This window comes from Vibrio sp. YT-18, assembly GCF_033337345.1.
In the GTDB taxonomy this organism is placed as follows: domain Bacteria; phylum Pseudomonadota; class Gammaproteobacteria; order Enterobacterales; family Vibrionaceae; genus Vibrio; species Vibrio alginolyticus.
Window position 1 is genome coordinate 48,265 of the sequence record NZ_JAWOQO010000002.1, and the last position, 25,650, is coordinate 73,914.

The 25,650-nt window shown below is 45.4% G+C and carries 19 protein-coding genes; 12 read left to right on the plus strand and 7 right to left on the minus strand.

The window, feature by feature from the left end; all coding sequences use genetic code 11:
* Window positions 1-7: 7 nt before the first annotated feature.
* Entirely contained in the window at window positions 8-739 is a 732-nt protein-coding gene (locus R7M72_RS02525; protein WP_186584743.1) for a DUF3379 domain-containing protein, read from the minus strand.
* Window positions 732-1,307: a sigma-70 family RNA polymerase sigma factor gene (locus tag R7M72_RS02530; protein WP_005380528.1), complete on the minus strand. Its 576-nt coding sequence runs from the start codon at window positions 1,305-1,307 to the stop codon at window positions 732-734. Before R7M72_RS02530 ends, R7M72_RS02525 begins: the two co-directional genes overlap by 8 nt.
* Before the next feature lie 720 nt (window positions 1,308-2,027).
* Here R7M72_RS02530 and fadI point away from each other — a divergent pair.
* Window positions 2,028-3,335: an acetyl-CoA C-acyltransferase FadI gene (fadI, locus tag R7M72_RS02535; RefSeq protein WP_005384447.1), complete on the plus strand. Its 1,308-nt coding sequence runs from the start codon at window positions 2,028-2,030 to the stop codon at window positions 3,333-3,335.
* Window positions 3,335-5,446: a fatty acid oxidation complex subunit alpha FadJ gene (gene fadJ / locus R7M72_RS02540; RefSeq protein ID WP_053306686.1), complete on the plus strand. Its 2,112-nt coding sequence runs from the start codon at window positions 3,335-3,337 to the stop codon at window positions 5,444-5,446. The genes fadI and fadJ overlap by 1 nt, the downstream gene beginning before the upstream one ends.
* A gap of 62 nt (window positions 5,447-5,508) precedes the next feature.
* Here fadJ and R7M72_RS02545 read toward each other — a convergent pair whose 3' ends face one another.
* Entirely contained in the window at window positions 5,509-5,763 is a 255-nt protein-coding gene (locus tag R7M72_RS02545; RefSeq protein ID WP_005384444.1) for a hypothetical protein, read from the minus strand.
* Window positions 5,764-5,930: 167 nt separating this feature from the next.
* Window positions 5,931-8,708, minus strand: a complete 2,778-nt coding sequence (locus R7M72_RS02550) for an insulinase family protein (RefSeq protein ID WP_258460713.1) — start codon at window positions 8,706-8,708, stop codon at window positions 5,931-5,933.
* A 374-nt stretch (window positions 8,709-9,082) separates the two neighbouring features.
* On the opposite strand from R7M72_RS02550, the gene sixA reads away from it, so the two are divergent.
* Window positions 9,083-9,547 carry a phosphohistidine phosphatase SixA gene (gene sixA / locus R7M72_RS02555; RefSeq protein WP_017635934.1) on the plus strand — a complete coding sequence of 155 codons (465 nt, stop codon included), beginning with the start codon at window positions 9,083-9,085 and terminating at the stop codon, window positions 9,545-9,547.
* A 96-nt stretch (window positions 9,548-9,643) separates the two neighbouring features.
* Here the strand turns inward: sixA and smrB are convergent, their stop codons facing one another.
* Window positions 9,644-10,174, minus strand: coding sequence for an endonuclease SmrB (gene smrB, locus R7M72_RS02560; protein ID WP_005380539.1), 531 nt, complete (start codon window positions 10,172-10,174; stop codon window positions 9,644-9,646).
* A gap of 62 nt (window positions 10,175-10,236) precedes the next feature.
* Between smrB and prmB the strand changes: the two genes are divergently transcribed.
* Window positions 10,237-11,169 (plus strand): 50S ribosomal protein L3 N(5)-glutamine methyltransferase, encoded by a 933-nt coding sequence (gene prmB, locus R7M72_RS02565; protein ID WP_005380541.1) that lies wholly within the window; start codon window positions 10,237-10,239, stop codon window positions 11,167-11,169.
* A 181-nt stretch (window positions 11,170-11,350) separates the two neighbouring features.
* Complete coding sequence (gene aroC, locus R7M72_RS02570) at window positions 11,351-12,436, plus strand: chorismate synthase (protein WP_318056018.1); 1,086 nt, start codon at window positions 11,351-11,353, stop codon at window positions 12,434-12,436.
* A gap of 223 nt (window positions 12,437-12,659) precedes the next feature.
* On the opposite strand, the gene R7M72_RS02575 is transcribed toward aroC, so the two are convergent.
* Window positions 12,660-13,283, minus strand: a complete 624-nt coding sequence (locus tag R7M72_RS02575; protein WP_005380544.1) for a trimeric intracellular cation channel family protein — start codon at window positions 13,281-13,283, stop codon at window positions 12,660-12,662.
* Between the two features lie 332 nt (window positions 13,284-13,615).
* On the opposite strand from R7M72_RS02575, the gene R7M72_RS02580 reads away from it, so the two are divergent.
* The 3 genes from R7M72_RS02580 to R7M72_RS02590 all read left to right on the plus strand — a co-directional run bounded on the left by R7M72_RS02580 (window position 13,616) and on the right by R7M72_RS02590 (window position 15,106).
* Window positions 13,616-14,146 (plus strand): elongation factor P hydroxylase, encoded by a 531-nt coding sequence (locus R7M72_RS02580; RefSeq protein ID WP_005380546.1) that lies wholly within the window; start codon window positions 13,616-13,618, stop codon window positions 14,144-14,146.
* A gap of 25 nt (window positions 14,147-14,171) precedes the next feature.
* Window positions 14,172-14,435 carry a YfcL family protein gene (locus R7M72_RS02585; RefSeq protein ID WP_005380548.1) on the plus strand — a complete coding sequence of 88 codons (264 nt, stop codon included), beginning with the start codon at window positions 14,172-14,174 and terminating at the stop codon, window positions 14,433-14,435.
* Between the two features lie 146 nt (window positions 14,436-14,581).
* Complete coding sequence (locus R7M72_RS02590) at window positions 14,582-15,106, plus strand: NADPH-dependent FMN reductase (RefSeq protein ID WP_064368694.1); 525 nt, start codon at window positions 14,582-14,584, stop codon at window positions 15,104-15,106.
* Window positions 15,107-15,182: 76 nt separating this feature from the next.
* Here R7M72_RS02590 and mnmC read toward each other — a convergent pair whose 3' ends face one another.
* Window positions 15,183-17,201, minus strand: a complete 2,019-nt coding sequence (gene mnmC / locus R7M72_RS02595; protein WP_258460711.1) for a bifunctional tRNA (5-methylaminomethyl-2-thiouridine)(34)-methyltransferase MnmD/FAD-dependent 5-carboxymethylaminomethyl-2-thiouridine(34) oxidoreductase MnmC — start codon at window positions 17,199-17,201, stop codon at window positions 15,183-15,185.
* A 128-nt stretch (window positions 17,202-17,329) separates the two neighbouring features.
* On the opposite strand from mnmC, the gene fabB reads away from it, so the two are divergent.
* The 4 genes from fabB to R7M72_RS02615 all read left to right on the plus strand — a co-directional run bounded on the left by fabB (window position 17,330) and on the right by R7M72_RS02615 (window position 25,509).
* Entirely contained in the window at window positions 17,330-18,541 is a 1,212-nt protein-coding gene (gene fabB / locus R7M72_RS02600; protein WP_005380557.1) for a beta-ketoacyl-ACP synthase I, read from the plus strand.
* Window positions 18,542-18,881: 340 nt separating this feature from the next.
* Entirely contained in the window at window positions 18,882-20,015 is a 1,134-nt protein-coding gene (locus R7M72_RS02605; RefSeq protein ID WP_005380560.1) for a 4-phosphoerythronate dehydrogenase, read from the plus strand.
* A complete protein-coding gene (locus R7M72_RS02610) occupies window positions 20,012-21,025 on the plus strand; it encodes an aspartate-semialdehyde dehydrogenase (protein WP_005380562.1) in 1,014 nt (337 codons plus the stop codon). The genes R7M72_RS02605 and R7M72_RS02610 overlap by 4 nt, the downstream gene beginning before the upstream one ends.
* Before the next feature lie 197 nt (window positions 21,026-21,222).
* Window positions 21,223-25,509 carry a FimV/HubP family polar landmark protein gene (locus R7M72_RS02615; RefSeq protein WP_318056019.1) on the plus strand — a complete coding sequence of 1,429 codons (4,287 nt, stop codon included), beginning with the start codon at window positions 21,223-21,225 and terminating at the stop codon, window positions 25,507-25,509.
* Window positions 25,510-25,650: the final 141 nt, after the last annotated feature.

Below are 25,650 nucleotides of genomic sequence, written 5' to 3' on the forward strand. Positions count from 1 at the left end.
GAAGTTGTTACATCGGCTTAATCATTGATGCAAGAGTCGTAGCGATAGCATCAATATTTTCACCTTCTTCCCCGACTAAAATCAGGCTTGAACTCCCAACGGGCTGAACGACTCCGGTCATGCCATCCTTACTAAAGTCGGTACTTTGTTCGCTTGGAATACCAGTAATAAATAACGTTACTTTACCTTTTGGGCCTTGGAACACCATATGCACCGCATTAGATTCGCCAAAACCGCAGTGGTTTAGGTAGTAAACGTGATATGGAAAGTTTTCACTAAACTGGTAATGAAATGGCGACATTTTCGCATTAATTTGCGAGCTCGGTACATCCTCATCAAGATGACGAACAAACGGCTCTTCATGAATAACGTGTTTCATCGCGGTATCCGCTAAACTGGCTTGTGCTGGAGACACCAAAACATTTCCCCAGTTTACTTGGCCAACTAATAATCCTGCGGTGAACGCAATAGAAGCGGCAAGTGCCATTGCTTTGCGGACAAAGTTTGGTCTTACGACCTTCTCTTCATCAAGTGCACTCGACGTCTGGCTAAATAAAATCTTATCTGCGAGATCTTCGGGTACATCCACATTCATGGCTTGTTTAATTTTTACATCGAGATCCAAAACGTCATCAACAAACTTATTGTTGGCGTCGCTACCAGCTAAAGCTTGCAGAATCTCTTCATCCTTTTGTTTTGGATCCGACAAAATACGACGACGAAATTCTAAATCATCCATTCTTTTGTCCTCTCTTAGTATCTTGAGAATCCAACATCTCTTTAAGTTGATTACGAGCGCGAAATAGTCGAGTCATCACTGTGTTTTTATTTAAATCAAGAATGTCGCCAATTTCTTCTCCACTGAAACCACCGACAACTTGGAGAAATAAAGGCTCACGGTATTCAACATCGAGCTTCATGATCTGTGCCTGCAGCCATTCTTGCTGATGATGTGAGTCATCGCTGACTTTAGCATCATTGCCGTAATCATCGATATCAACTAAATCAAATTGTTTACGTTCGAAGCGGCGCGCATTTTCTCGTCTCAATATTGTGATGAGCCAAGACTTGGCAGCTTTTTCGTCTTGGAGGCTATCGAGTGACTTCCAAGCTCTAAGACAGGTTTCCTGAACTAGATCTTCCGCGACCGCTTTATCTTTGCACAACCAATATGCGTAGCGGTACAAGTCACGATGATACCCTCGGACGAGCGCTTCGTATTTTCTTTGCTTGTCCATATCAGAGTTGACCGGACTGTTGGAATTTTTCTTTCCAAACATTTTTAATATGGCCACAGGAGCCTCCATCCTCGCTCTGTGAGTTTCTTACTTGTTCTGAGCATGACTTTACTTGCTTCATCGCTTAGCGGTTTTGGTTGCAGGATTTGTCATGCAACCCCTTTGACACAATAAGCCATGTGGTTACCTAAAAGTGTATACGCAAATGTCAGATATCATCGAACACGAATTGATATATATTGTTAACAATATCATCATTAGTAATCAATGGCTTGGATAAGTTCACTCGATGGAGCATTAAAAGGGACTTCTGATGGTGGATTCTTGAATTGTTTTGAATCAATAATCGCTTTAGGTGAGCTTAAAACTCGTAAAATCACTATAAAATTGATCTATTTCAAAATATCAAGCAGTGAAGGGGTTATAGTACACCTTGTCATCTCGTTAGTCATTGCGACTAACATGTTGAGCAAGATGACACTTCCTTTTGAAGGCTGACTTTACTTTCTCCTAATCAGGAAACTGATTACTTTTCAATTGGCGTAAGTTAATTGTTTTATAGATATTCCGACCACACAGTTATGTGTGGTTTTTTTTTGCTTCGATTTTACTTTCCGTATACCTCTTACCGTTTTAACTCTCTATAGTTAACCATTAGTAATCGCATAAGAATCAAAGAAGTAGAGTAATTGAACTACTTGCTTCACGTTTATTTAAACGCACGTTTGATAAATTTAACAAATTCATTACAATGCATCAGGTCAGACCTCTTGTATTTAAGGAGAAACAATGGGCAAGCAGGAAGTAAAAACACGCAATGGTGAGCGTGTCGCTATTGTCGCGGGGCTTCGAACTCCCTTTGCTCGTCAAAGCACGGAATTTAGCCAAGTGCCAGCGGTCGATTTAGGGAAAATGGTAGTAAGCGAAATGCTTGCTCGAACAGATATTGATCCGAAGCTAATCGAACAAGTGGTATTTGGACAAGTAGTACAAATGCCTGAAGCGCCAAACATCGCACGAGAAATCGTGTTAGGCACTGGTATGAACATCCATACTGATGCATACAGTGTGACTCGAGCGTGTGCGACGAGTTTTCAAGCGGCGGTTAATGTCGCAGAAAGCATCATGGCGGGAACCATCGATATTGGTATTGCTGGCGGTGCAGACTCTTCTTCCGTCCTGCCTATTGGCGTATCAAAGAAACTGGCCGCTAATCTGCTTGCTCTTAGTAAGACAAAAACAATGGGTCAGAAGCTTAGTATCCTCAAAAACTTGAGCTTTAAAGACCTGATGCCAGTGCCACCAGCAGTAGCAGAGTACTCTACGGGTTTATCCATGGGACAAACTGCAGAGCAAATGGCTAAAACACATGGTATTTCTCGCGCAGAACAGGATGCGCTTGCACATCGTTCTCATACGCTGGCTTCTCAAGCTTGGAAAGAAGGAAAAATCCAAGATGAAGTGATGACGGCTTTCCCTGAACCATACAAAAAGTGGATTTCGGAAGATAACAATATTCGTCATGACTCAACGGTTGAGGGATACGCGAAATTGCGACCTGCGTTTGATCGTCAGTATGGCAGTGTTACGGCAGCGAACAGTACGCCATTGACTGATGGTGGTGCGGCAGTGATGTTGATGCGAGAAGGTAAAGCGAAAGAGCTCGGAATGGAGATCCTTGGTTACATCCGAGGTTATGCATTCTCTGCTATCGGCGTGGAAAAGGACATGCTGATGGGTCCGACTTATGCCACAGCGAAAGTGCTTGAAAATACAGGCTTGGAACTGTCAGATTTGACGTTGATCGACATGCACGAGGCCTTTGCTGCTCAAGCATTGGCGAATGTGAAGATGTTTGCTTCCGATAAGTTTGCTCAAGAAAACCTTGGTCGCTCAAAAGCGATTGGTGAAATTGACATGGATAAGTTCAACGTGCTTGGCGGATCAATTGCTTATGGTCACCCATTTGCTGCGACTGGTGCGCGTATGATGACGCAAACCCTACGAGAGCTAAAACGCCGTGGCGGTGGTATTGCATTGAATACCGCATGTGCTGCTGGTGGTCTTGGTGCGGCAATGATTCTGGAGGTTGAGTAATGAGCGAGCAAAAAGCATTTAGTCTAAAGGTTGATGAGCAAAATATTGCTTGGTTAGCCATCGATGTTCCTAATGAAAAAATGAATACGCTGCAGGCGGCTTTTGCTGACGAAATGAAAGAAATTTTTGCTCAGCTAAAAGACTCCAGTGGTATTAAAGGGATGATCATCCACTCCCTAAAACCGGACAATTTTGTTGCGGGCGCAGATGTTAGAATGCTAGAAGCATGCACCACAGCAAGTGAAGCGGAAGCCTTAGCAAGGCAGGGTCAGGAGTTGTTCCAGCAGCTATCGGACTTACCGTATCCTGTCGTTGTGGCCATTCATGGCCCATGTTTGGGCGGTGGTTTAGAACTGGCTCTTGCATGTGATTATCGTGTTTGTACGGATTCTGACAAAACGCGTTTAGGTCTGCCAGAAGTACAACTTGGTTTATTGCCAGGTTCTGGTGGTACTCAGCGTCTGCCACGTTTGATTGGCCTGTTACCATCGTTGGACTTGATCCTGACGGGTAAACAACTTCGTGCGAAGAAAGCTAAAAAACTGGGCGTTGTGGACGCCTGTGTGCCTGACACCATTTTGCTCGACGTAGCAAAACAGTTTATCGACAAAGGTAAAAACAAGGGTACGAAAAAGCTATCGACGAAAGAAAAGGTGATGTCTGGTAGCGGGCTAGGGCGCAAGTTTGTATTTGAGCAAGCTGCGAAGAAAACGAATCAAAAAACTCGCGGTAACTATCCAGCAACGGTTGCAATTCTAGAAGTTATTCAACATGGCTTAGAGAAAGGCTTCGCTAAAGGCCAAGAACTTGAAGCGAAGCGCTTTGGTGAGCTTGTGATGAGCTCAGAGTCAAAAGCGCTCCGTTCGATCTTCTTTGCCACAACAGAAATGAAGAAAGAAAATGGCACGGATGCGAAACCAGCACCAGTTCATAAAGTTGGTGTGCTTGGTGGTGGTCTGATGGGCGCCGGAATCAGCCATGTGTCTGTTGCAAAAGCAAAAGTACCTGTTCGCATCAAAGACGTTAGCAACGATGGCGTTTTAAACGCGCTCAACTACAACTACAAGTTATTTGAGAAACAGCGCAAACGTCGCATTCTATCCAAGGCCGACCTGCAAGCGAAAATGCTGCAACTGTCTGGTGGTGTCGACTTTACCAGTTTTAATCATATTGATGTCGTAATTGAAGCCGTTTTTGAAGACCTAGATCTTAAGCAAAAAATGGTGGCGGACATTGAAGCGAACGCTAAGACAGAAACTATCTTTGCGACCAATACTTCTTCGTTGCCTATCCACAAAATTGCAGAAAAAGCGGAGCGTCCAGAAAACGTAGTGGGTTTGCATTACTTCAGCCCGGTAGAAAAAATGCCGTTGGTGGAAGTGATTCCGCATGAAACGACGTCAGATGAAACCGTTTCAACAGTTGTTGCACTTGCTAAGAAGCAAGGTAAAACCCCGATCGTAGTGAAAGACAAAGCGGGCTTTTACGTGAACCGCATTCTTGCTCCATACATGAACGAAGCGGCGCATATTTTGTTGGCTAACGAACCGATCGAAAAGATTGATACGGCGTTGCTTGATTTTGGTTTCCCTGTTGGCCCGATTACCTTGTTGGATGAAGTTGGTGTCGACATTGGCGCGAAAATTATGCCGATCCTGGTTAATGAGTTAGGTGACCGATTCAAAGGGCCGGATGTGTTTGATATCTTGTTAAATGATGGACGTAAAGGACGCAAGAGTGGTAAGGGGTTTTACACTTACAAGGGCAAGAAGAAAGATGTCGACAAATCGGTTTACAAACTGCTTAAGCTCGACCCTGAATCTAAGCTAAGCGATAACGATATTGCGTTGCGCTGTGTGCTGCCAATGCTGAATGAAGCGGTACGTTGTTTGGATGATGGCATCATTCGCTCGCCACGTGACGGTGATATTGGCGCGATATTTGGTATTGGTTTCCCACCGTTCTTGGGTGGCCCGTTCCGTTACATGGACCAATTTGGTATTAAGGAGCTCGTAGAGAAAATGAATGAGTTTGCATCGAAATATGGCGATCGTTACGCGCCATGTGATGGTTTGCTCACTCGAGCTGGTGAAGGGACAACGTTCTATTAAACGTTGCTTCGGTAGAGAAAAAGGCTTGCCAGTGGCAAGCCTTTTTCATAAAGAAGAAATGGTTACTTCTTCTTGTCTTTCTTATCTTTATTGTGGCCTTTACCAGGGTTGTCGTCCCCATGAACGCTGCTATTACCTTTTTTGTCTTTATCATTCCACTGTTTTGAAGAGCAATCATCTGATTTGATGGATACATTGTCTCCGCTAAGGCGCACACAGTCGTCACTTAGTTCGAAACCATCGCCTTTGACTGAGATTTCAGCGTGAGCAGATGCCAATGGCAGTATAAGAGCCACAAGTAAAAGTGCTTTTTTCATGATTACCTCATTAAGTTATTTTTAGTGCGGTAATTAGAGCATAAGCCGCAATGGCGCAATTTCAATTTTCTGCCAATTATGGTGCCGATTCAATCTATGAGACCGACAACCTCATGGGTTTGTAGGTTCATTCTAGTAATCGACAATTTTATTTCTGCGCAACTAGATCACCCCAAGCCGCAATCTTTTGGCCGAAGTTGGAACTCTTCAATTGATCCAATTTCTTGTCCTAGATGGATGCGCGGAGCCTCCGAATGCGCTTGACCTTGAGAGTGCATGATCAAACGATTTGCAGTACGAGGTTTCAATTCGTTCACAACGAAGCGAATCATGTCTGCGCGCGTCAGCTTCTTCAACTCCGCCAGTACCTTGTCACGTTGGTTAAACTCAGTGTCCTTATTTCCTATCGCAACCCAAAGACGTTGAGCCCGTCCTCGAAGTGTGGTGTCCGGCGTTGCTATTTGGTTCCACAAGCCGCGCTTACTGCTGTGCCATTGGTAATCGTTTAACTCTAACAGCACCATATAAAAGGCATTTAAAAACTCATCGATTGAGGTAACCAGCTCGGCCGGTGCTGCATTAGGTGACTGCACATACAGTACAATACCAGGGTGACGATTTAGCGGCATATTGCCAGTGCCTACCATGTAACCTAATTGCTGCTTGGTACGGATTTCATGGAAAAACGTTGCCGACATAAGGTGATTGGCCAATGAGTATAGCGCGATACTACGAGGCTCAATATCCTCGCACTGGTGGTAAATAACGACCGCGGAATCTTGCTGGTTACAATGCACCTCACGTTGAAAACTGCCATTTTTACCTAGCATAATGAGCGGACGAAGTGCCTCTTCATAACGTTGCTCGTTAACTCTTAGAGCATCCTTCAAGGTCGTAGCCATGTCATGGGCTTGCTGGCGTTGCCAGTCTCCGTAAACAAACATTTCAACGTGCAGTTCTGCAAGAATGGATTCTACGAATACCGAGAGTTCATCGACTTCGATTTCTTCTAGCGCTTCGACTAAGGTTGCGAAAGGCGGGTTATTGGGTTGAAGTAACCCAGTAAGTGCGTTAAACAGCTGCGAAATAGGGCGATCTTGTGAAGCATTTCTCCAGTTTCGTAACAGTTGTTGTTTGATGGTTTCAAAGCGAGCAGGGCTGAAATCTCGAGAAGCAAAACGGTGCAGAATCATTTCCAGCAACTGAGGCAGCTTTTGACTGAACCCAGAGAGGGTTAAGGTCACGCCACCTTGGTGAGCGTACATGTTGTAACCCATCCCTGCGATTTCTGCTTGATAGGTTTCTTTTGCTAGCGAATCGAGGAACATCTCTACACATAAGCGCGTTTTGACGATGTTCTTTGGTGATGCAACGGCATGAGAGCTGTCGATAGCGACATAAACGACACCTTTAGGCACGCGAAATTCGTCATCTTGCAAATGCCACAGCCGAAACCCTTCGAGATCCTCAATCAACTCTGGCAGCGAGTCACCATTTTCGAGTGGCATGGGGTCGAGGTCGTAGCAAATATAAGGGTTCTTTTTCGGTAAGACGAATTGCCAGCTTGGATCGATTTGTTGATAGAAACGACGTTGGTCTTCACTAAAAGGCGTGACGGAGTAGGGGGTAAAGTACCATTCGGCAGTACGGTTGTATTCCAGGCCTTTAGCAATCAAAGTGACGCGTACATTATCGATGGTTAAGTATCGCAGCAATGAACGCTGTAACTCCTCATCGTAGCCCGCCATTTTGTAGTCACCATAAACCGTGTCTTCCGGTTGATAGTGCTGCATGTTGATCACCAGATGGCTGACGAGATCCATTGGGCGCGATGGCTCTTGGAAGCGAAAAGCCGATTCTAATACCGCTTGTTTTTCGAGATAGCGCCATTCATCTAACCCGTCTTGTTTGATCATCGAGAGGTATTGAAAAACTGCTTGAACGATATCATCAACATGATCTAAGCCGTTTGGCGTCAGGGTGCAGCTTACGGTAAAGTCTCGGTAGTTACTGCCACTCGCGCCGCCGCCCGCTGAGAGAGAAGTAATCCAGCCTTTTTCTTTGAGTTGAAGCATCAAACTGCCTTCTCCTTCATAACCCAACAGGTGAGCAAAGTAGGAGAGTGGCTTCACGCTATAATGCGCATCCATTCCCGGCATGGGAAATGTGAGAATCAGTTTACGGAACTCTTTGAGCGGCTCGACTTGAACCAAAATGCCCGTGCTTTCCTCAGTGCCGATCGGTACATCAATCGATTTTCCACGAAGGTGGTGATTTGGGATGTCGGCAAACATGGCTTCTACCCAAGCTTGCTGTTCATCGAGCAGCTGTGGCCCAAATAGAGTCAGTGTCATCAAATCGGCGGAATACTGAGAGTGGTGAAACTCCACAATTTCGTCGCGGATGGATTTACCATCTCGGTCGCCAAGAGTATCTAAGTTTCCGACAGAGAATTTTGAAAACGGGTGCTCTGGATTGATGACTTCTTTGTTAACTTGATACAGGCGACGAGAATCATCATTGAGTTTGAGCTTGTATTCGGAGTCGACAGCCTGGCGTTCTTTGTCTAATGCTTCTTCGTTAAACAAAGGTGCGGTAAAAAATTGGCTAAATCGATCTAAGGCACTTTCAAAGGCATTTGGAGCAATATTGAAAAAGAAACAAGTGTGCTCTGTACCAGTCCAAGCGTTGTTTGTTCCACCGTGTTGGCTAATATAGCTTTGAAACTCGCCCACTTTAGGGTATTTTTCCGTACCCAAAAAAAGCATGTGTTCTAAATAGTGTGCCAGACCTTGGCGATCGTTTGGGTCGTCGAAGTGTCCAACGTTCACTGCCAGAGCAGCTGCCGACTGTTGAGCTGTATCGGAATGAATCAGCAGTACACGCAGTTCATTGCTCAAGGTAATGTAGCGGTATTGATTTGAATCGTTAGGACTTAGATGCACGATGCGTCTCCAGATTTCGCATTACAGTAATTTAGGCTCCCCTCGCGGGGGGCGCAAAGTTTGCGTTTCGACAAATACTGCTTGCCGTATTTTTGTTATTCGTAGACTTCTGCACAGGCCCATCGCGTTTGCGTATGGGGAAGAACTGTCTGAGTGAATGCTCTGAACTCATTGCACAGTTAAATAGTGTGATGAACTGAGTACATTCTTTTAATAGATTGTTAAGAAAGTCGCTATCTTTAACAAGCGAATTGGTATAATGAACAGATAATTATATCAGTATTTTTGTTTCGTCATTGTTAAAGTTAGCCCCGTCTATCTAATAAAGATAGCAGTCAACCTTTTGGTAGCGTTAGCTATCCCTAGGAAATAACATGAAAATATTCATCATGCGTCACGGTGAAGCCGAGCATTTTGCAGATTCAGACGCAGCACGACAATTGACCCCAAGAGGCAGAGTCGAATCAGAAGTGGTTGCGAGAGCCTGTAAAGAACAGGGTTTTGCGCAATTCGATAAAGTGTTGGTGAGTCCGTACATTAGAGCTCAACAAACTTGGCAAGAGATCAGTGCGTATTTCTCTGCAAAAAGCATTGAAACTTGTGAAGATATTACACCTTATGGCCAGTCCGAGCATGTCTTCGATTTCGCAAGTGCATTAATCGAAGTCGAACAATTGGACTCGCTTTTGTTCGTATCGCATTTGCCTTTGGTCGGTTATCTGACTTCAGAGTTTGTAAAAGACATGACACCACCGATGTTTCCTACATCAGGGCTAGTGTGCATTGAATATGATTTACAAACACAAAATGGTGAAGTGCTTTGGCATATTACGCCATAAGTGTCTAAACCAAAATAAGCGTTTGCAAATTAGAGACAGAATAAGAAAGGCAGGAGATCCCTGCCTTTTCGTTTCGTCGTGTATACAGCAAGCTTGTTACTTTTCAGGAATTGAAAGCAACACTAACAACGCACCATCACCACCAAATTCTAGTGGCGCTTGGTGAAAAGCCATAACGTCAGGATGCTGTGCTAACCAAAGTGGGGCTTTCTGTTTCAGGATGTGTTTCCCAATACCATGTTGCACACACGCACAATGAATCTCGTTTTTGATGCAATAGGCTATCATCGCACCAAGCTCGCGTTTTGCTTCTTGCTGTGTCATGCCGTGCATATCGAGGAACACGTCCGGTACATACACGCCACGACGTAGACGTTTGACTTCATAAGTGGAGACGTCGTCACGTGCATAACGAGTTGGACCTTCATCGTTTAATAGAGGGACAAACTCGTCTGAAAAGTAAAATTCAGAGTCACTCGCTTCACGGTTGGAGCGCTTGATTTCTTTTTGCTTAGTATTTTTTTTTGGTTGCTGGATTATGGTATCCTGTCGCAACTTTTTTACGCCCTGTACTGCTTCCTGAAACAAGGCGAAATCGTCATCGTTCTCGGTGTCTTTTTTGCTCATTAGGTAAACAATTTCATTAATAAACTTTATTGGCAGTATTGTAGCGCTTTTCGGAGGCAATTTTGGATAAGATTTTTGTAGAAGAAGCGGTATCGGAACTGCATACCCTTCAAGATATGATTCGTTGGACGGTAAGCCGCTTTAATGCAGCGAACCTGTTTTACGGTCATGGTACTGATAATGCGTGGGATGAAGCTGTTCAGCTTATCCTGCCAACCTTATACTTGCCGATTGATGTGCCTCCGCACGTATTGAACTCTCGCCTAACGACAAGCGAGCGTCTGCGTATTGTTGAGCGCGTAGTAAAACGCATCAACGAGCGTACGCCAACAGCATACCTAACAAACAAAGCATGGTTCTGCGGTCTTGAGTTCTTCGTCGATGAGCGTGTACTTGTGCCACGTTCTCCTATCGGCGAATTGATTCAAGCGGAATTCCAACCTTGGTTGGTGGAAGAACCTACGCGCATCATGGACCTATGTACGGGTTCTGGTTGTATCGCGATTGCTTGTGCGCACGCTTTCCCTGAAGCAGAAGTGGATGCGATCGACATCTCTACAGATGCTCTACAAGTGGCTGAGCAAAACGTACAAGATCACGGCATGGAGCAGCAAGTGTTCCCAATTCGCTCTGATTTGTTCCGTGATCTTCCAAAAGAGAAATACAATCTAATCGTGTCCAACCCACCATATGTGGATGAAGAAGACATGAACAGCCTGCCAGATGAGTTCACGCATGAGCCTGAGCTTGGTTTAGCTGCGGGTACGGATGGTCTAAAACTAGTGCGTCGTATTCTTGCTAACGCGCCAGATTATCTAACAGATAACGGCATTCTTATTTGTGAAGTTGGCAACTCAATGATTCATATGATGGAACAGTACCCAGAGATTCCATTTACTTGGATTGAGTTCGAGAACGGCGGTCATGGCGTATTTATGCTAACGCGTGACCAGCTGGTTGAGTGTGCAGAAGAGTTTAAACTGTACAAAGACTAATAGAGTCTTGCACTAAACATCAAAACACCGAGCTTTATGCTCGGTGTTTTTTTTATGCATACCTCGCCGATATTAACTCTTTACATCAAAACGTAATAAAGCCACTATGAATCCACGAAGAATTGGAAAGCAGCTATGCTCTGTTTTGAGAGAGCGTGGCGATAAAAAACTTGAGGAAGTAATGGCAGGAAACAGTATCGGACAACATTTCCGAGTGACGACATTCGGGGAAAGTCACGGTATCGCACTGGGATGTATCGTAGACGGATGTCCTCCGGGGTTGGAAATTACAGAAGCAGATCTACAAATCGATCTCGACCGCCGTCGTCCAGGCACATCACGTTACACCACACAACGTCGTGAACCGGATGAAGTTAAAATTCTTTCTGGCGTTTTTGAAGGCAAAACCACGGGCACATCGATCGGTTTGCTAATTGAAAACACCGATCAGCGCTCAAAAGACTACTCTGACATCAAAGATAAGTTCAGACCGGGTCATGCTGATTACACTTACCACCAAAAATACGGCATCCGCGACTATCGCGGTGGCGGCCGTTCTTCAGCTCGTGAAACCGCAATGCGTGTGGCGGCTGGTGCAATCGCGAAGAAATACTTAAAAGATGAGTTTGGTGTTGAGATTCGTGCTTACTTGTCACAAATGGGTGATGTATCTATCGACAAGGTAGATTGGAGCGAAATCGAGAACAATGCATTCTTCTGCCCTGATGCTGACAAAGAAGAAGCATTTGACCAACTTATCCGTGACCTGAAAAAAGAAGGCGACTCTATTGGCGCAAAAATCCAGGTTGTGGCAACTAACGTGCCTGTTGGTCTCGGGGAACCCGTATTTGACCGTCTGGATGCAGACATCGCGCACGCACTAATGAGCATCAACGCGGTGAAAGGCGTAGAAATCGGAGACGGTTTCGAGGTGGTAAACCAAAAAGGCAGTCAGCACCGTGATACGCTTGCTCCTGAAGGTTTTGGTAGTAATCATGCGGGTGGCATTCTTGGTGGTATCTCGACTGGTCAAGACATTGTCGCAAACATTGCGCTTAAGCCAACATCAAGTATCACTGTGCCGGGTGAGACCATCACAAGAGAAGGTGAACCAACTCAGTTGATCACCAAAGGTCGTCATGACCCATGTGTGGGTATTCGTGCTGTGCCTATCGCAGAAGCGATGCTGGCTATTGTGGTGATGGATCATTTACTACGCCACCGTGGTCAAAACCATGGCGTAACAACTGAAACACCGAAGATTTAAGAGCTTTGTGTCATTCCAGCGAGCTATAGCGAGACTAGGAATCTAATTTCAGCGCGATGAAAAGAGAAAGAAACATCTCTGACAACAGAGTGCTCGGATAATAGATCCTGAATCATGTTCCTTCGTCGCTGTTCAGGATGACTGAATATAAAATTATGCCACTCACTGAATCGCGGGTGGCACAATTTTATCAGGCAACCTTTTTTGTTTAAGTAGTTTTTGCTTAATGAATCGAGCCTTCTGTTTCCAAATGGAAAGAAGGCAGACGCCACTTAAAGCGTACCGCAGCCATACGCAACATGTAACCAGTAACCAGTGTAATAATAGTGGCAGTGACATCGGGAACATTGAATTCTAATAGCGCTAAGTACATTCCTGATGCGATAAGAGCGACAGAAGCGTAAAGCTCTTCATGCAGTACCAATGGTGTTTGGCGACAGATTAAGTCGCGAAGTAGCCCACCGAATACACCCGTTACTAACGCTGAAACCATACAAATACCAGGGTGCAAGCCCATGCCCATCGCAATTTTTGTTCCGATGATACTAAACACGATTAAACCTAGTGCATCGAGGCGAATGAACAGACCTTTCAGCTTAATCACCCATTTCGCTAAACCTGTTGTTAGCACACCTGCAACACACGTAATTGCAAGGAACTCTGGGTTTTTTACCCAACCAAGAGGGTAGTGGCCTAATAGAATGTCACGTACGGTGCCACCACCAATGGCCGTTGCGCTGGCCACCAACATAACACCAAACCAGTCCATCTTTCTTCTACCAGCACTTAACGCACCTGTCATGGCTTCAGCCGTGATACCAATGATATACAACACACTTAGCAACATAGGGAAACACTCAACGTAAAAAGTCACTACGTTCTACGAGAATCAGCGTAGGCGAAGTAACAACACTTACAAACGGTTCTATCTCTCTTAAAAAGTGATTAAAACCAGCAACATGCTTGTAATCAAACGGCTTAAAAATAGCGGTTTGAACGGCATCAAAATAAGGCGAGAGTGTAGTGGTAAATAAGTACGCTGACGAATGAGAAATTGTATGGAGAAAGCGACCTTCAGATAAATTCAACTAATAACCAAAAATGTGGGGGTGCCTTTACCTCATAACTAAAAACAGCGACAATATGCAGCGCATGTCAAACTGAAGTACAAACTCGACGATGACCCACGAATATCAAGACTTAATCACCATTTTTAATGACACCTTTTTAGAACAATTTAATACGAAATTAGAGTTAGGTGGTGATGAGCCTATTTATCTTCCTGCTGATGATGAACACCCTCATCATCGGATTATTTTTGCTCGGGGTTTTTACGCCTCTGCTTTACACGAGATCTCGCATTGGTGTGTGGCTGGTCCAGAGCGTCGTTTGCTGGAAGATTTTGGTTATTGGTATGAACCCGATGGGCGAACAGCAGAAGTTCAAGCGGAGTTTGAGAAAGTTGAAGTGCGACCTCAAGCTTATGAATGGATTCTGGCACAAAGCGCTGGCTTCCCTTTTACGGTGAGTTGTGACAATCTACACGGCGATTTTGAACCAGATAGGCTCGGCTTTATGAAAAAAGTGCATAAAGAAGTGCTAGGTATTTTGGACGTTGGCTTGCCTTTGCGAGTGAAAATGCTTTCTGATGCCCTGCGCGCATTTTATCAAACTAAGCCATTGGAAGCGTCGGACTTTTGCGTTAAATAACCACTAATAACCTCAGAGATACACCATGATTATTGAATTTGAAGAAAAACTACTGGAACTGATTGATGCTCGAATTGAAACAGCATCTGACGATGAATTGTTTGCTGGTGGTTATTTACGTGGTCACATCTCTTTATCCGCGGCGTCTTGTGAAGAAGAAGGGATTAGCGATATTACTGAGCTGAAGTCACGCATTGAGAGCAGCTTAGAAGATGCGCGTACCGAGTTAAGCCCGGCCGATCGCGTGATTGTCAGTGATTTGTGGCAAGAGCTCCAGGCTCAGGCTTAGTCCCTAAGCAGCGTTCTCCCTTTATTTAATCCTAGTAATTTACTACTTCGAAAAATTCGAACCTCTCCATAAAATTTTTGTGGTTGTAGCGAAACTGTTCAACTTTTATTCTGATCAGCATAAAACGTGAACAAAGGATTACAACCATGAAAATTGTCGCATTTGGTGCATCTACCAGCTCTACCTCAATCAACAAACTACTTGCTACATACGCAGCAAATCAAGTCGAAGGCGCTCAAGTGAATGTTCTAGACTTAAACGATTATCAAGCGCCAATGTTTAGCGAGGACAAAGAGAAAGAAATAGGTAAAGCTGAAGGGGCTGTCGCGTTTTTACGTGACTTGGCGGAGGCTGACGCTCTCGTTGTTTCCTTCGCAGAGCACAACGGTTCGTACCCAGCGGCCTATAAAAACTTGTTCGATTGGGCGACGCGCATTGAGCGTAATGTATTTCAAAACAAACCTGTCGTTTATTTAGCAACTTCCCCAGGTCCCGGTGGTGCACAAAGTGTTCTTGCGGCGGCGACAGGTTCTGCACAATTTTTTGGCGCGGATGTAAAGGCATCGTTATCTGTGCCGAGCTTCTACGAAAATTTTGACGTGGAATCGGGTAAGGTTGTAAACCCAGAAGTGGCAGAGCAAGTGAAACAGGCAGTTGCACTGCTGAAGTAATCTCAGTACGAGCGACTTAATGAGTTAGCGATTCCCGACATGTATCTGTGTCGGGAATTAAAACGAGAGAATACTCTTACAGCTCGGTAATGGCTTTGCCTTTTCTTAGTTTACGAACCCACATTCGACTTGGGTGAAGTTCGGTCAATACATCAACCGGTAATGGCAGCGGGTCCCCACAGATCTGGGAGGCCAACACTTCAGCTAATAATGGTGCAGAGCTCAGTCCACGAGATCCTAAACCTAAGAAGCAGAATAAGTTAGGGTACTGATGAATGGTTTCTACCTCTTCTGCTTTTTGATTTTGTAAGTTGGCGTATTGCGTTTTGATCGTCTCAAAGTCACCCACATTCCCGACAAATGGTAAATGATCCCGGCTAACACAACGAATACCTTGGCGAGATTGATTACCAGTGATATCTACCTCTTTTGCCCATGTTTGATTCGGTACACATTTCACTAGCTTTTCCGCATTATCTTTTTGGGCGTTTTCATCAAATTCGTAGTCAAGGTGACTGCGGTCGTAGCTTGCACCGATACACAAGTGTTGATTACTTGGGTTAACAGGTGTCATGTAACCGTCGTAACACAACACCGTTTTCAGCTGACTCAGCGTTTCGGTTGCTGGCGCGTGACTGACTTGTCCTTTCACTTGTCCCATTGGTAGGGAAGCGGTTTGACTCAATGTCTGGAACTCATGGCCGTTCGCAATTACAACCGTTGAGTGCTCAAATGTTTGACCACTCGCCGTTAGTAGCCAGAGCTGACGCTTTTCATCCCAATCTAATGCCTCAACATGGTGTTCAAACTTCGTTGAGAGTAACGACGTCTTCTCCAATTGTTTAATTAACCCGCGAGTTAACTCGGCAGGGCACAGCCACCCTCCCATTGGGTAGTGCACAGACGCCATATCAATAGGTAACCCGATAGTGTTCGCAGTTTCCTCGGCGGACAGCTTTTGAATGAGCTCTGGAGTGAAGTTACCCGCAAGCATTTTCTCCAGTTTGTCTGTGGATTTGTCATCCCACATCAACTGAGTTACGCCACACCAGTCATGACCAAAATCGATCTCTTGTGCTGCTTGTTCAACAAACTGACGTGCGAACAAAAATGCAGGAGCAAACACTCGTGAAACACCCGTGTGCGGGCCATTAAGCAGCGGATAAACGGCTCCTTGTCGATTGCCTGAAGCTCCTTTGGCTGGTTGTTTGTCTTTACAGTAAAGGGTGACGTTTTGGCCACGACGAACTAACGTTTTCGCTAACGCCGCGCTGGCTATACCACCACCAATGATGGCAATCGAATCAAGATTGCTAGATGCTGTGCGATTGAACCAAGGGAGATGGTTCGACTGCTTTTCACCTTGCTCCATAGAGCCGGCGATCATTTCTCGTTTAGTGCCGAAACCTTTCACCTTTTTCATTGTAAAGCCAGCTTCGTTCAAACCACGACGTACAAAGCCTGCTGCGGTAAACGTGGCAACTGTACAATCTTGCTTGGCTAGCTTTGCCATGTTGTTGAACAGGCCTTGGTTCCACATTTCTGGGTTTTTGCTTGGCGCGAATCCATCTAAGAACCAAGCATCAATCAAACCTTGTTCGTTGTATGGGACTTGCGGCATGCAGTCTTTAATGTCACCAAACCAAAGGTCGAGTGTTATTGCACCGTCTTCTAAAACAATGCGATGACACTCCGGCACAGCGGCAGGGTAGTGCTTTTGTAACTTTTCCGCGTACTCAGCTAGCTCAGGCCAAGCTTCATGCGCCTTCTTTAAATCGGCTTTGCTTAATGGGTATTTTTCAAAGCTAATAAAATGCAGCTCTTTCAATGTTGCGTCCGGATGCTGACGACGAAACTCACTAAACCACTGGCATACTGCTAAGAAGTTTAATCCCGTGCCAAATCCTGTTTCACCAATGACAAAACGTCTTTGGTCAAATTCCTGCCATCTTTCTGGGAGATGATTTTGTTTTAAGAAAACGTAGCGTGTCTCTTCAAGACCGTTTACGTTAGAGAAGTAAACATCATCAAATTGGTCTGAAACCGGAGTACCAGCTTCGTTCCAACCAAGTTCTGCGTTTTTTATTGAAGTCATAATGGTGCAAATTTGTGATTTGGCGCGGTAAGAATGGGGCGATTGTACGAATTTATGGGAAAGCTGACCACTTTTGTTGAATATCTTAGTTATCATCTAGCGGATTTTTGAATTATAGGAATGTCATAATGAAACGAGTCGTAATCACCGGTATGGGTATTGTTTCAAGTATCGGTAACAACGTCGAAGAAGTTCTAGCGTCTCTTAAAGCGGGCAAATCTGGCATCACTGCATCTGAGCAGTTCAAAGAACACGGTCTTCGTTCGCAAGTATGGGGTGACCTAAAAATCAACCCGGCGGAACACATCGACCGTAAGCAGATGCGCTTTATGGGTGATGCGGCTGCTTATGCATACCTATCAATGGAGCAGGCAATCGCAGACGCTGGTCTTACAGAAGAGCAGGTTTCAAACGATCGTACCGGTATCGTTGCAGGTTCTGGCGGTGCTTCTGCATACAATCAAACGGTAGCGACAGACACGATGCGCGCCAAAGGCGTAAAGCGAGTTGGTCCTTATATGGTTCCTCGTACTATGTCTTCTACTGTTTCTGCTTGTCTTGCTACGCCATTTAAGATTCGTGGCGTGAACTACTCAATGAGCTCTGCATGTGCAACATCTGCACACTGTATCGGCCATGCTATGGAGCTTATTCAACTAGGCAAACAAGATATTGTTTTTGCTGGTGGCGGCGAAGAGCTAGATTGGTCTCAAACTATGATGTTTGATGCGATGGGCGCACTGTCAACCAAATACAATGACACGCCAGACAAAGCATCTCGTACATACGATGCAGACCGTGACGGTTTTGTTATCTCGGGCGGCGGCGGCATGCTGGTTATTGAAGAACTAGAGCACGCACTGGCACGTGGTGCGAAAATCTACGGTGAAATCGTAGGTTACGGTGCGACATCAGATGGCTACGACATGGTAGCGCCATCAGGTGAAGGCGCAATTCGTTGTATGAAGATGGCGATGCAAGACGTTGATGGTGTGGATTACATCAACACGCACGGCACATCGACACCAGTTGGTGACGTGAAAGAGCTTGGTGCTATCCAACAATTGTTTGGTGAGAACAGCCCTGCAATCTCTGCAACAAAAGCAATGACTGGCCACGCACTCGGCGCAGCGGGCGTGCACGAAGCAATTTACTCAACACTTATGCTAGACAAAAACTTCATTGCTCCAAGCATCAATATTTCAAACTTGGACGAAGCAGCACAAGGTCTGGACATCGTGACAGAAGCGCGTGATGCAGAGCTAACGACCGTAATGTCAAACAGCTTTGGCTTTGGCGGCACAAACGCAACTTTGGTTATTAAAAAGTACCAAGGTTAACTGAATTTGTTGGCGCCTTGCGAGAGTACTGTAAACGCCAACAATCCAGTTTCCAGAGCTTGATCAGTCACACTGATCGAACAGACGCAGACTCTATCCCATGGAGAGCGGGATAGGATCCTTTTGTTCTGGAACTTTGCCCGGCTATTTAGCCGGGCTTTTTCTTTTCTCTGTTTCTGCTTTTCTCTAGGCTTCCCGTCAATCGATTCTATAGGAGTTACCTCCTTGAGGTTTATTGGTGTTATATCTTGAGATTTTTCGGGAAAAGGGCACAATCGCTTTAGTTTCGCATCTTGCGAATAAACGAACTCTTACAAATGGATGTTAGAACGCTGGCGCTATGAAAATTATTGTTGATGAAAATATGCCGTATGCTGAAGAACTATTCAGCCAACTCGGTAACGTAATTCTAAAACCAGGTCGTACACTGACCGCCGATGATTTAGTGGATGTTGATGCCCTAATGATTCGCTCAGTCACCAAAGTGAATGCTGACCTGATCAGCAAAGCAAACAAGCTGAAGTTTGTTGGTACGGCCACGGCAGGCATGGATCATGTTGACCAAGCACTCTTAAAAGAGAAAGGCATTTTCTTCACTGCGGCGCCAGGGTGTAACAAAGTGGGTGTGGCGGAATACGCGTTCAGCGTGATGATGGTGCTCGCTCAGCAACAAGGTTTCTCGGTATTTGACAAGACGGTAGGTATTATTGGTGCAGGCCAAGTAGGTAGCTACCTAGAGAAATGTTTGAAAGGCATGGGTATTAAAGTTCTCATCAATGACCCATTCAAACAAGAGGCTGGTGATCCTCGTAGCTTTACTCCGTTGACAGAACTGATTGAAAGCTCAGACATCATTACACTACATACGCCAATCACCAAAGATGGCCCATACCCAACGCATCATTTGATTGATGAGAAGGTATTAAATGGTCTCCGCAGCGATCAAATTTTGATTAACGCGGCTCGAGGTCCCATCGTTGACAACGCTGCTTTGAAGCAACGTCTTTTGAAAAATGATGGCTTTACAGCGGCACTCGACGTATTTGAATTTGAACCAGAGGTTGATATGGAGCTTCTGCCTCTGCTAGCATTCGCAACCCCTCACGTTGCAGGCTACGGCTTGGAAGGGAAAGCTCGCGGTACAACGATGATTTTCAACAGCTACTGTGAGTTCTTAAATAACGAACTACGTGCGCATGCCAGCGATTTACTGCCAACCGCGCCTGTTCCTACTATGGTATTGGACAGAGCTTGGGACGAAGCAACACTGCATAACATCACGCAGTTAATCTATGATGTGCGTAGAGATGACGCTCTTTTCCGCCGTGAAATCAGTAAGCCAGGCGCTTTTGACCTGATGCGTAAAAACTACTGGGATCGCCGTGAATACAGCGCTGTCACGCTAGTGGGTAACAAAACATGTAACCTTGCTCCATTAGCAGAACTAGGTTTTCAGATTGAGGTAAGTCAATGAGCCAGCAATATAATGTTGCCATTTTAGGTGCGACCGGTGCGGTCGGTGAAACAATTTTGGATGTACTTCAAGAGCGCAAATTCCCAGTAGGCGAAATCTTCCTACTCGCGAGTGAGCGCAGCGAAGGCAAGACTTACCGCTTCAATGGTAAAACGGTACGCGTTCAAAACGTAGAAGAGTTCGATTGGTCTCAAGCGCATATCGCACTGTTTTCTGCTGGTGGTGAGCTATCAGCCAAGTGGGCTCCAATTGCCGCTGATGAAGGCGTGATTGTTATCGACAATACATCACACTTCCGTTACGAGTACGACATTCCTCTTGTTGTGCCAGAAGTAAACCCAGAAGCGATTGCAGAGTTTCGTAACCGTAACATCATCGCGAACCCGAACTGTTCAACCATCCAAATGCTGGTGGCACTAAAACCAATTCACGATGCGGTGGGCATTGAGCGTATTAACGTATCAACTTACCAATCGGTGTCTGGTGCAGGCAAAGCGGGTATCGATGAGCTAGCAGGTCAAACGGCGAAGCTGCTAAACGGTCTGCCCGCAGACAAGAAGCAATTCTCTCAACAGATCGCGTTTAACTGTATTCCACAAATCGATCAGATGATGGAAAACGGCTACACCAAAGAAGAAATGAAAATGGTGTGGGAAACACAGAAGATCTTTAACGATCCATCAATCACAGTCAATCCAACGTGTGTACGTGTTCCTGTATTCTACGGTCACGCAGAAGCACTTCACATTGAGACTCGTTCACCTATCGATGCACAAGAAGTCGTTAACTTGCTTGAACAAACTGATGGTATCGAAGTGTTCCACGGTGAAGACTTCCCTACACAAGTTCGCGATGCGGGCGGTAAGGACCATGTAATGGTTGGTCGTATCCGTAACGATATCAGCCATCATAGCGGAGTAAACCTGTGGGTTGTTGCTGATAACGTGCGTAAAGGCGCGGCAACTAACGCGGTGCAAATCGCAGAAGTTCTGATCCGCGATTACTACTAAGTCGCTTACAGTTCATTTCAAAGCCTCGCACAGTGCGAGGCTTTTTCGTACGAACGAAACAAAATAGTGTGAGATTAGTACGAATATGGCGAGAGCCACACATTTTTTATTCTCAACGCTATAGTTTTGCATGCGATATCCGATATATTTAACCGATCACCATTTCAAATTGTATCTAGCACAAAACTGAGCCTTCTATGCGTCAAAATTATAAGCGTTTGTTAGCAGCCCTTGTGTTGATGAGCGCGACTCAGACATCATCAGTGGTTCAAGCCGAAGGAATTCGTCTTGTTGGACCGTCTGGTGAAGTGCAATCATCTCCGAGCTATGCTGAAGATATTGAGCGAGCATTACCTGCTCCTCCTGCGAATACTCAACCGTCACGTTTCTTTGGTCCGACTGGTGAAAATCAAACACTATGGTCGATCGCTTCAGAATTACGACCTTCACGCGGTGTTACCGTTCAACAAACGCTTCTTGCCATTTACCGAATTAACCCTCAAGCGTTTGAGAACCAAAACATTCATGAATTGATCCCAGGTAGTCGGCTACGAGTACCTTCTCTAGAGCAAGTGCAAAGCGCGACCACAGCGCAAGCTGTTGCGATTATGAAGGCGCATGAAGCTAAGTTAAAACAGCCGAAGCCGACAAATAGAGCGACGCCAGCACAACGAGTCACCGAGCAACCAAAGCCACAAATTAAAGTAGAACCCAAGCCTGCGGCTAAGCCAGAGACAGTGGCAGCAACGGAGCCAAAACCAACTCCGAAAACAATACCCGTCATCCCTGCGCCACCAGTAACCACCTCTCCGCAGGGTGAAAAGCAGGTCAGTGCGCTAAAGGACAAACTTCAAGGCTCACAAAGTGAATTAGAGTCATTAGAAGAGAAGAATCATCGTCTTCGATTGATGCTGTCAGAAATGCAAAGCGAAGTCGAAACTTTGAAAAGTGAGCTGAATGACGAAGAACGCATTCGCTCGGAAGTCGAGAAGCTGCTTGCTGAAGAACGCCAGCGCCTTGCTGAACAACAACGCATGCAACCAAGCACCATGGACAAAATTTTGTCGAATGGTTGGCTTGTTGGTCTTGCGGCATTAATTCCTGGTGCTTTGATTGCGTTGCTAGTTGTTATGCTTCTTGGTCGACGCTCTAAAGCGAAAGAGGAAGATGCGGCTGCACAGGAACAGCAAAACGTTGATCCTCTTGCGGCGCCAATCGGTTTAGCGGCGGCGGATGAGCTTGATGAAGAGCTCACGCTTGATGATGAATTGTTTGCAGATGAAGATATCAACACACAGTCTTTACAAGAAGAGAAGTCAGATTTAGAAGAAGACGTCTTTGCTAACCTCGACGATGAAGAACTTGATTTCAATCTGGAAGGGGACGATGACCCATTTGCAGATATTGGCGATGACGGTGACCTAGATGTTGGTCTGGATGAGTTTGAGTCATCGAACAATGGTATCCAAGTCAACGGCGAAGAAAAAGCGCTTGGTTTAGAAGAAATGGAGCGAGCCTTAGATGAGGTTGCTCCAGAACTAGAAGTGCTCGATGACGATGAGTCTGGCTTCGATCTTTCGGATGATACGAATGAGAAATCAGACTCACTTTCAGACGACGCATTTGCCGAGTTACTTGCAGCCGATGAGCCGTCAGAAGAGTTACCAAGTGACACTGTCGACCAGGATATGCTTGATGACTTGTTTGCTGAACTTGGCAACGATGACTTCGATTTAGATACTGATGAGCCTGAGTTAAAACAGCCCGTTTCGGATGATGACTTTAGTGTTGGAGAGGCATCTGACGACGATATCGATAAGCTATTGGCCCAGTATGAACAACCGGCTAGTGAATCGGAAGTTCGAGAAGCTGACGCCAATGAAGGTCCTGTTCTAGATGAAAACAGTACAGAGCTACTCGATGAACTCATTGATTTTGATGAAGATGACACAGACGAGTTTGATCCACTAAACGAGCTAGAAGCAATCTCTGGTTTTGAAGGTGATGACTCGATCGAAGAGTTAGACGCAGATAGCACAGACTTACTGGATGAACTCATTGATGATGTTACCTCTGAACTTGATGAAGAGACTGAAGCTGATTTAGATCCGTTTGATGATCTGATTCGAGAGGACGAGAGCCCAGAGCAGAATAAATCGGAAGAGGAAGAGTTACTGAAATCACTTGGTTTTGGTGAATCAGACGCCGACGAAAAGCCATCTTCCGTAGTTGAGTCAGAACAAACTCATGAAGATCAGGACATTGAGTCTGGATTGGACATCGACGCTTTATTAAGTGAAAGCCAACCAGACGCTGCAAAAGATCAACCATTAACCGAGCCAGAGGCTGCTTCAGAGCCATTTAGCAGCGATGAATTTCTTGGTGATTTAGAGGACCTCTCACCAGAGAATGATCCTTTAATGAGCGAGCTAGACGACCTATTTGAGTCAGACAGTGAAGAACTTCTGCCAACAGAACAAGAAAAAGCGGATTTTTCTGCTGAACTTGACGCTCTATTTGATAGTGAAGACGATTTACCGCAGCAAGTTGAAAAAACACAAACGGAGATAGAGGAAGCTTCATCACTACAGCAAGAGGCTACCGATACTGATTCAACACAAGAACCATACGTGGAGTCCGATGCTGAGGTACAGCCTCACGTTGAGCAAGAGGAAGACATTCCAGCCTTCACACCGACACCAAATACAATAGAAAATGAATTCGGTGTTCCACAAGAAGAAGATTGGCTACTGGATGAACCTGAATTGGAGCCGGAAACTGAGTCGACCAACGATTCAGAAGATGAATTCAATTTTGACGAGCTAGATCTTCCAGAATTCAGCGAAGAAGATGCTCTAGCATCTATGGCTGGCGAACCTGCGTTAGAAACGTCCGAGTCCGTTGAGTCAGAACAAGTTGAAGCAGGCTTACCAACTGAATCAGAAGAAGAATTCAATTTTGACGAGCTGGATCTTCCTGAGTTTAGTGAAGAAGACGCATTGGCGTCTATGGCGGATGAGCCGGAGTTAGAAACGTCCGAGTCCGTTAAACCAGAGCAAGTCGAAGCTGACTTACCAACCGAGTCCGAAGAAGAGTTCAATTTTGATGAGCTGGATCTTCCTGAGTTTAGTGAAGAAGACGCATTGGCGTCTATGACGGATGAGCCGGAGTTAGAAACGTCCGAGTCCGTTGAACCAGAACAAGTTGAAGCCGACTTGCCAACTGAATCAGAAGATGAATTCAATTTTGATGAGCTAGATCTTCCTGAGTTTAGTGAAGAAGACGCATTGGCGTCTATGGCGGATGAGCCGGAGTTAGAAACGTCCGAGTCCGTTGAGCCAGAACAGGTTGAAGCCGACTTGCCAGCTGAATCAGAAGATGAATTCAATTTTGATGAGCTGGATCTTCCTGAGTTTAGTGAAGAAGACGCATTGGCGTCTATGGTGGATGAGCCGGAGTTAGAAACGTCCGAGTCCATTGAACTAGAACAAGTTGAAGCCGACTTGCCAACTGAGTCCGAAGAAGAGTTCAATTTTGATGAGCTCGATTTGCCAGAGTTCAGCGAAGAAGATGCCTTGGCGTCGATGGAAGAAGAGCCAGAATTACCGAGCTCTGAGACTGCAGATATAGAACCAATCTCCGGTGAGGATGATGAGTTAAGTTTTGACGACGAAGATCTTCCAGAGTTCAATGAGGAAGATGTTCTCGCGTCAATGAACGAGGGTGCGTCAGAGAGCCCTAAGGTTGAAGCAGAGACATCGAGACCAGCTATTCAAGCCGATAACGATCATGATGCTTTGTTTGAAGTATTTGCGCAGCAAAACGGCTTTGATACTGACCCAGAAGTGCAGCCAACAGCGACAGAGGGTGAGCCGCTCAGTAATTTGGATGATGAATCATCAATGGCTAACCTTCTTGCGGAAGACGCAAACTCAGAAGTATTTGAAGGTAAACTAGACAGTGACACCATCGCAAGTGCAGGTATGGATTTTGAAACCATGCTTGATGTTGGAGATGATTGGGATGGCTTTAAACCCGCCGCTGATAACGTAAGTTCTACTGAAGAAGTGCCTGAGGACCAGCGTGATGTTTGGAATTCGAGTGATGCACTAAGTCAGCCAGAGATCGCGCAAGAAAACTGGGCAGAGCAAAGCGACTTGGATGACTTCGACCCGAAGAAAAATCAATTTATGACGATTGATGAATTGATGGCTCAGGTCGACAGAGAAGGTGGTGAGTTCGAAGAAGAAGACCTTAAGCTCGATGTCGGATTGAACGAGTTTCCAGATGTTATCGGCGAGATCGGCGATATTGACGTAGATAACAATGCTGAAGCGGCTGGGAAACTGGATTTGGCTAAAATCTATCTCGAGATGAACGATTCTCAAGGGGCGATTAAACTACTAGAAGAGGCGATTGTTTACGGTGAGGATGATATTCGCCGCGAAGCAAAAAGCCTGATTGACGCCATTAATGGCCGATAAACCGAAACAAAAGGGTAGCGTTTGCTACCCTTTTTGTGTCCCGTTAGTAGGATGCTACCTTTATGTCACCCTTGGTGAAACTGGCAACTTGAGGTGACTTGAGTATATACTTCCCGCCCCATTTTAGAGTTCGAAGGTTAA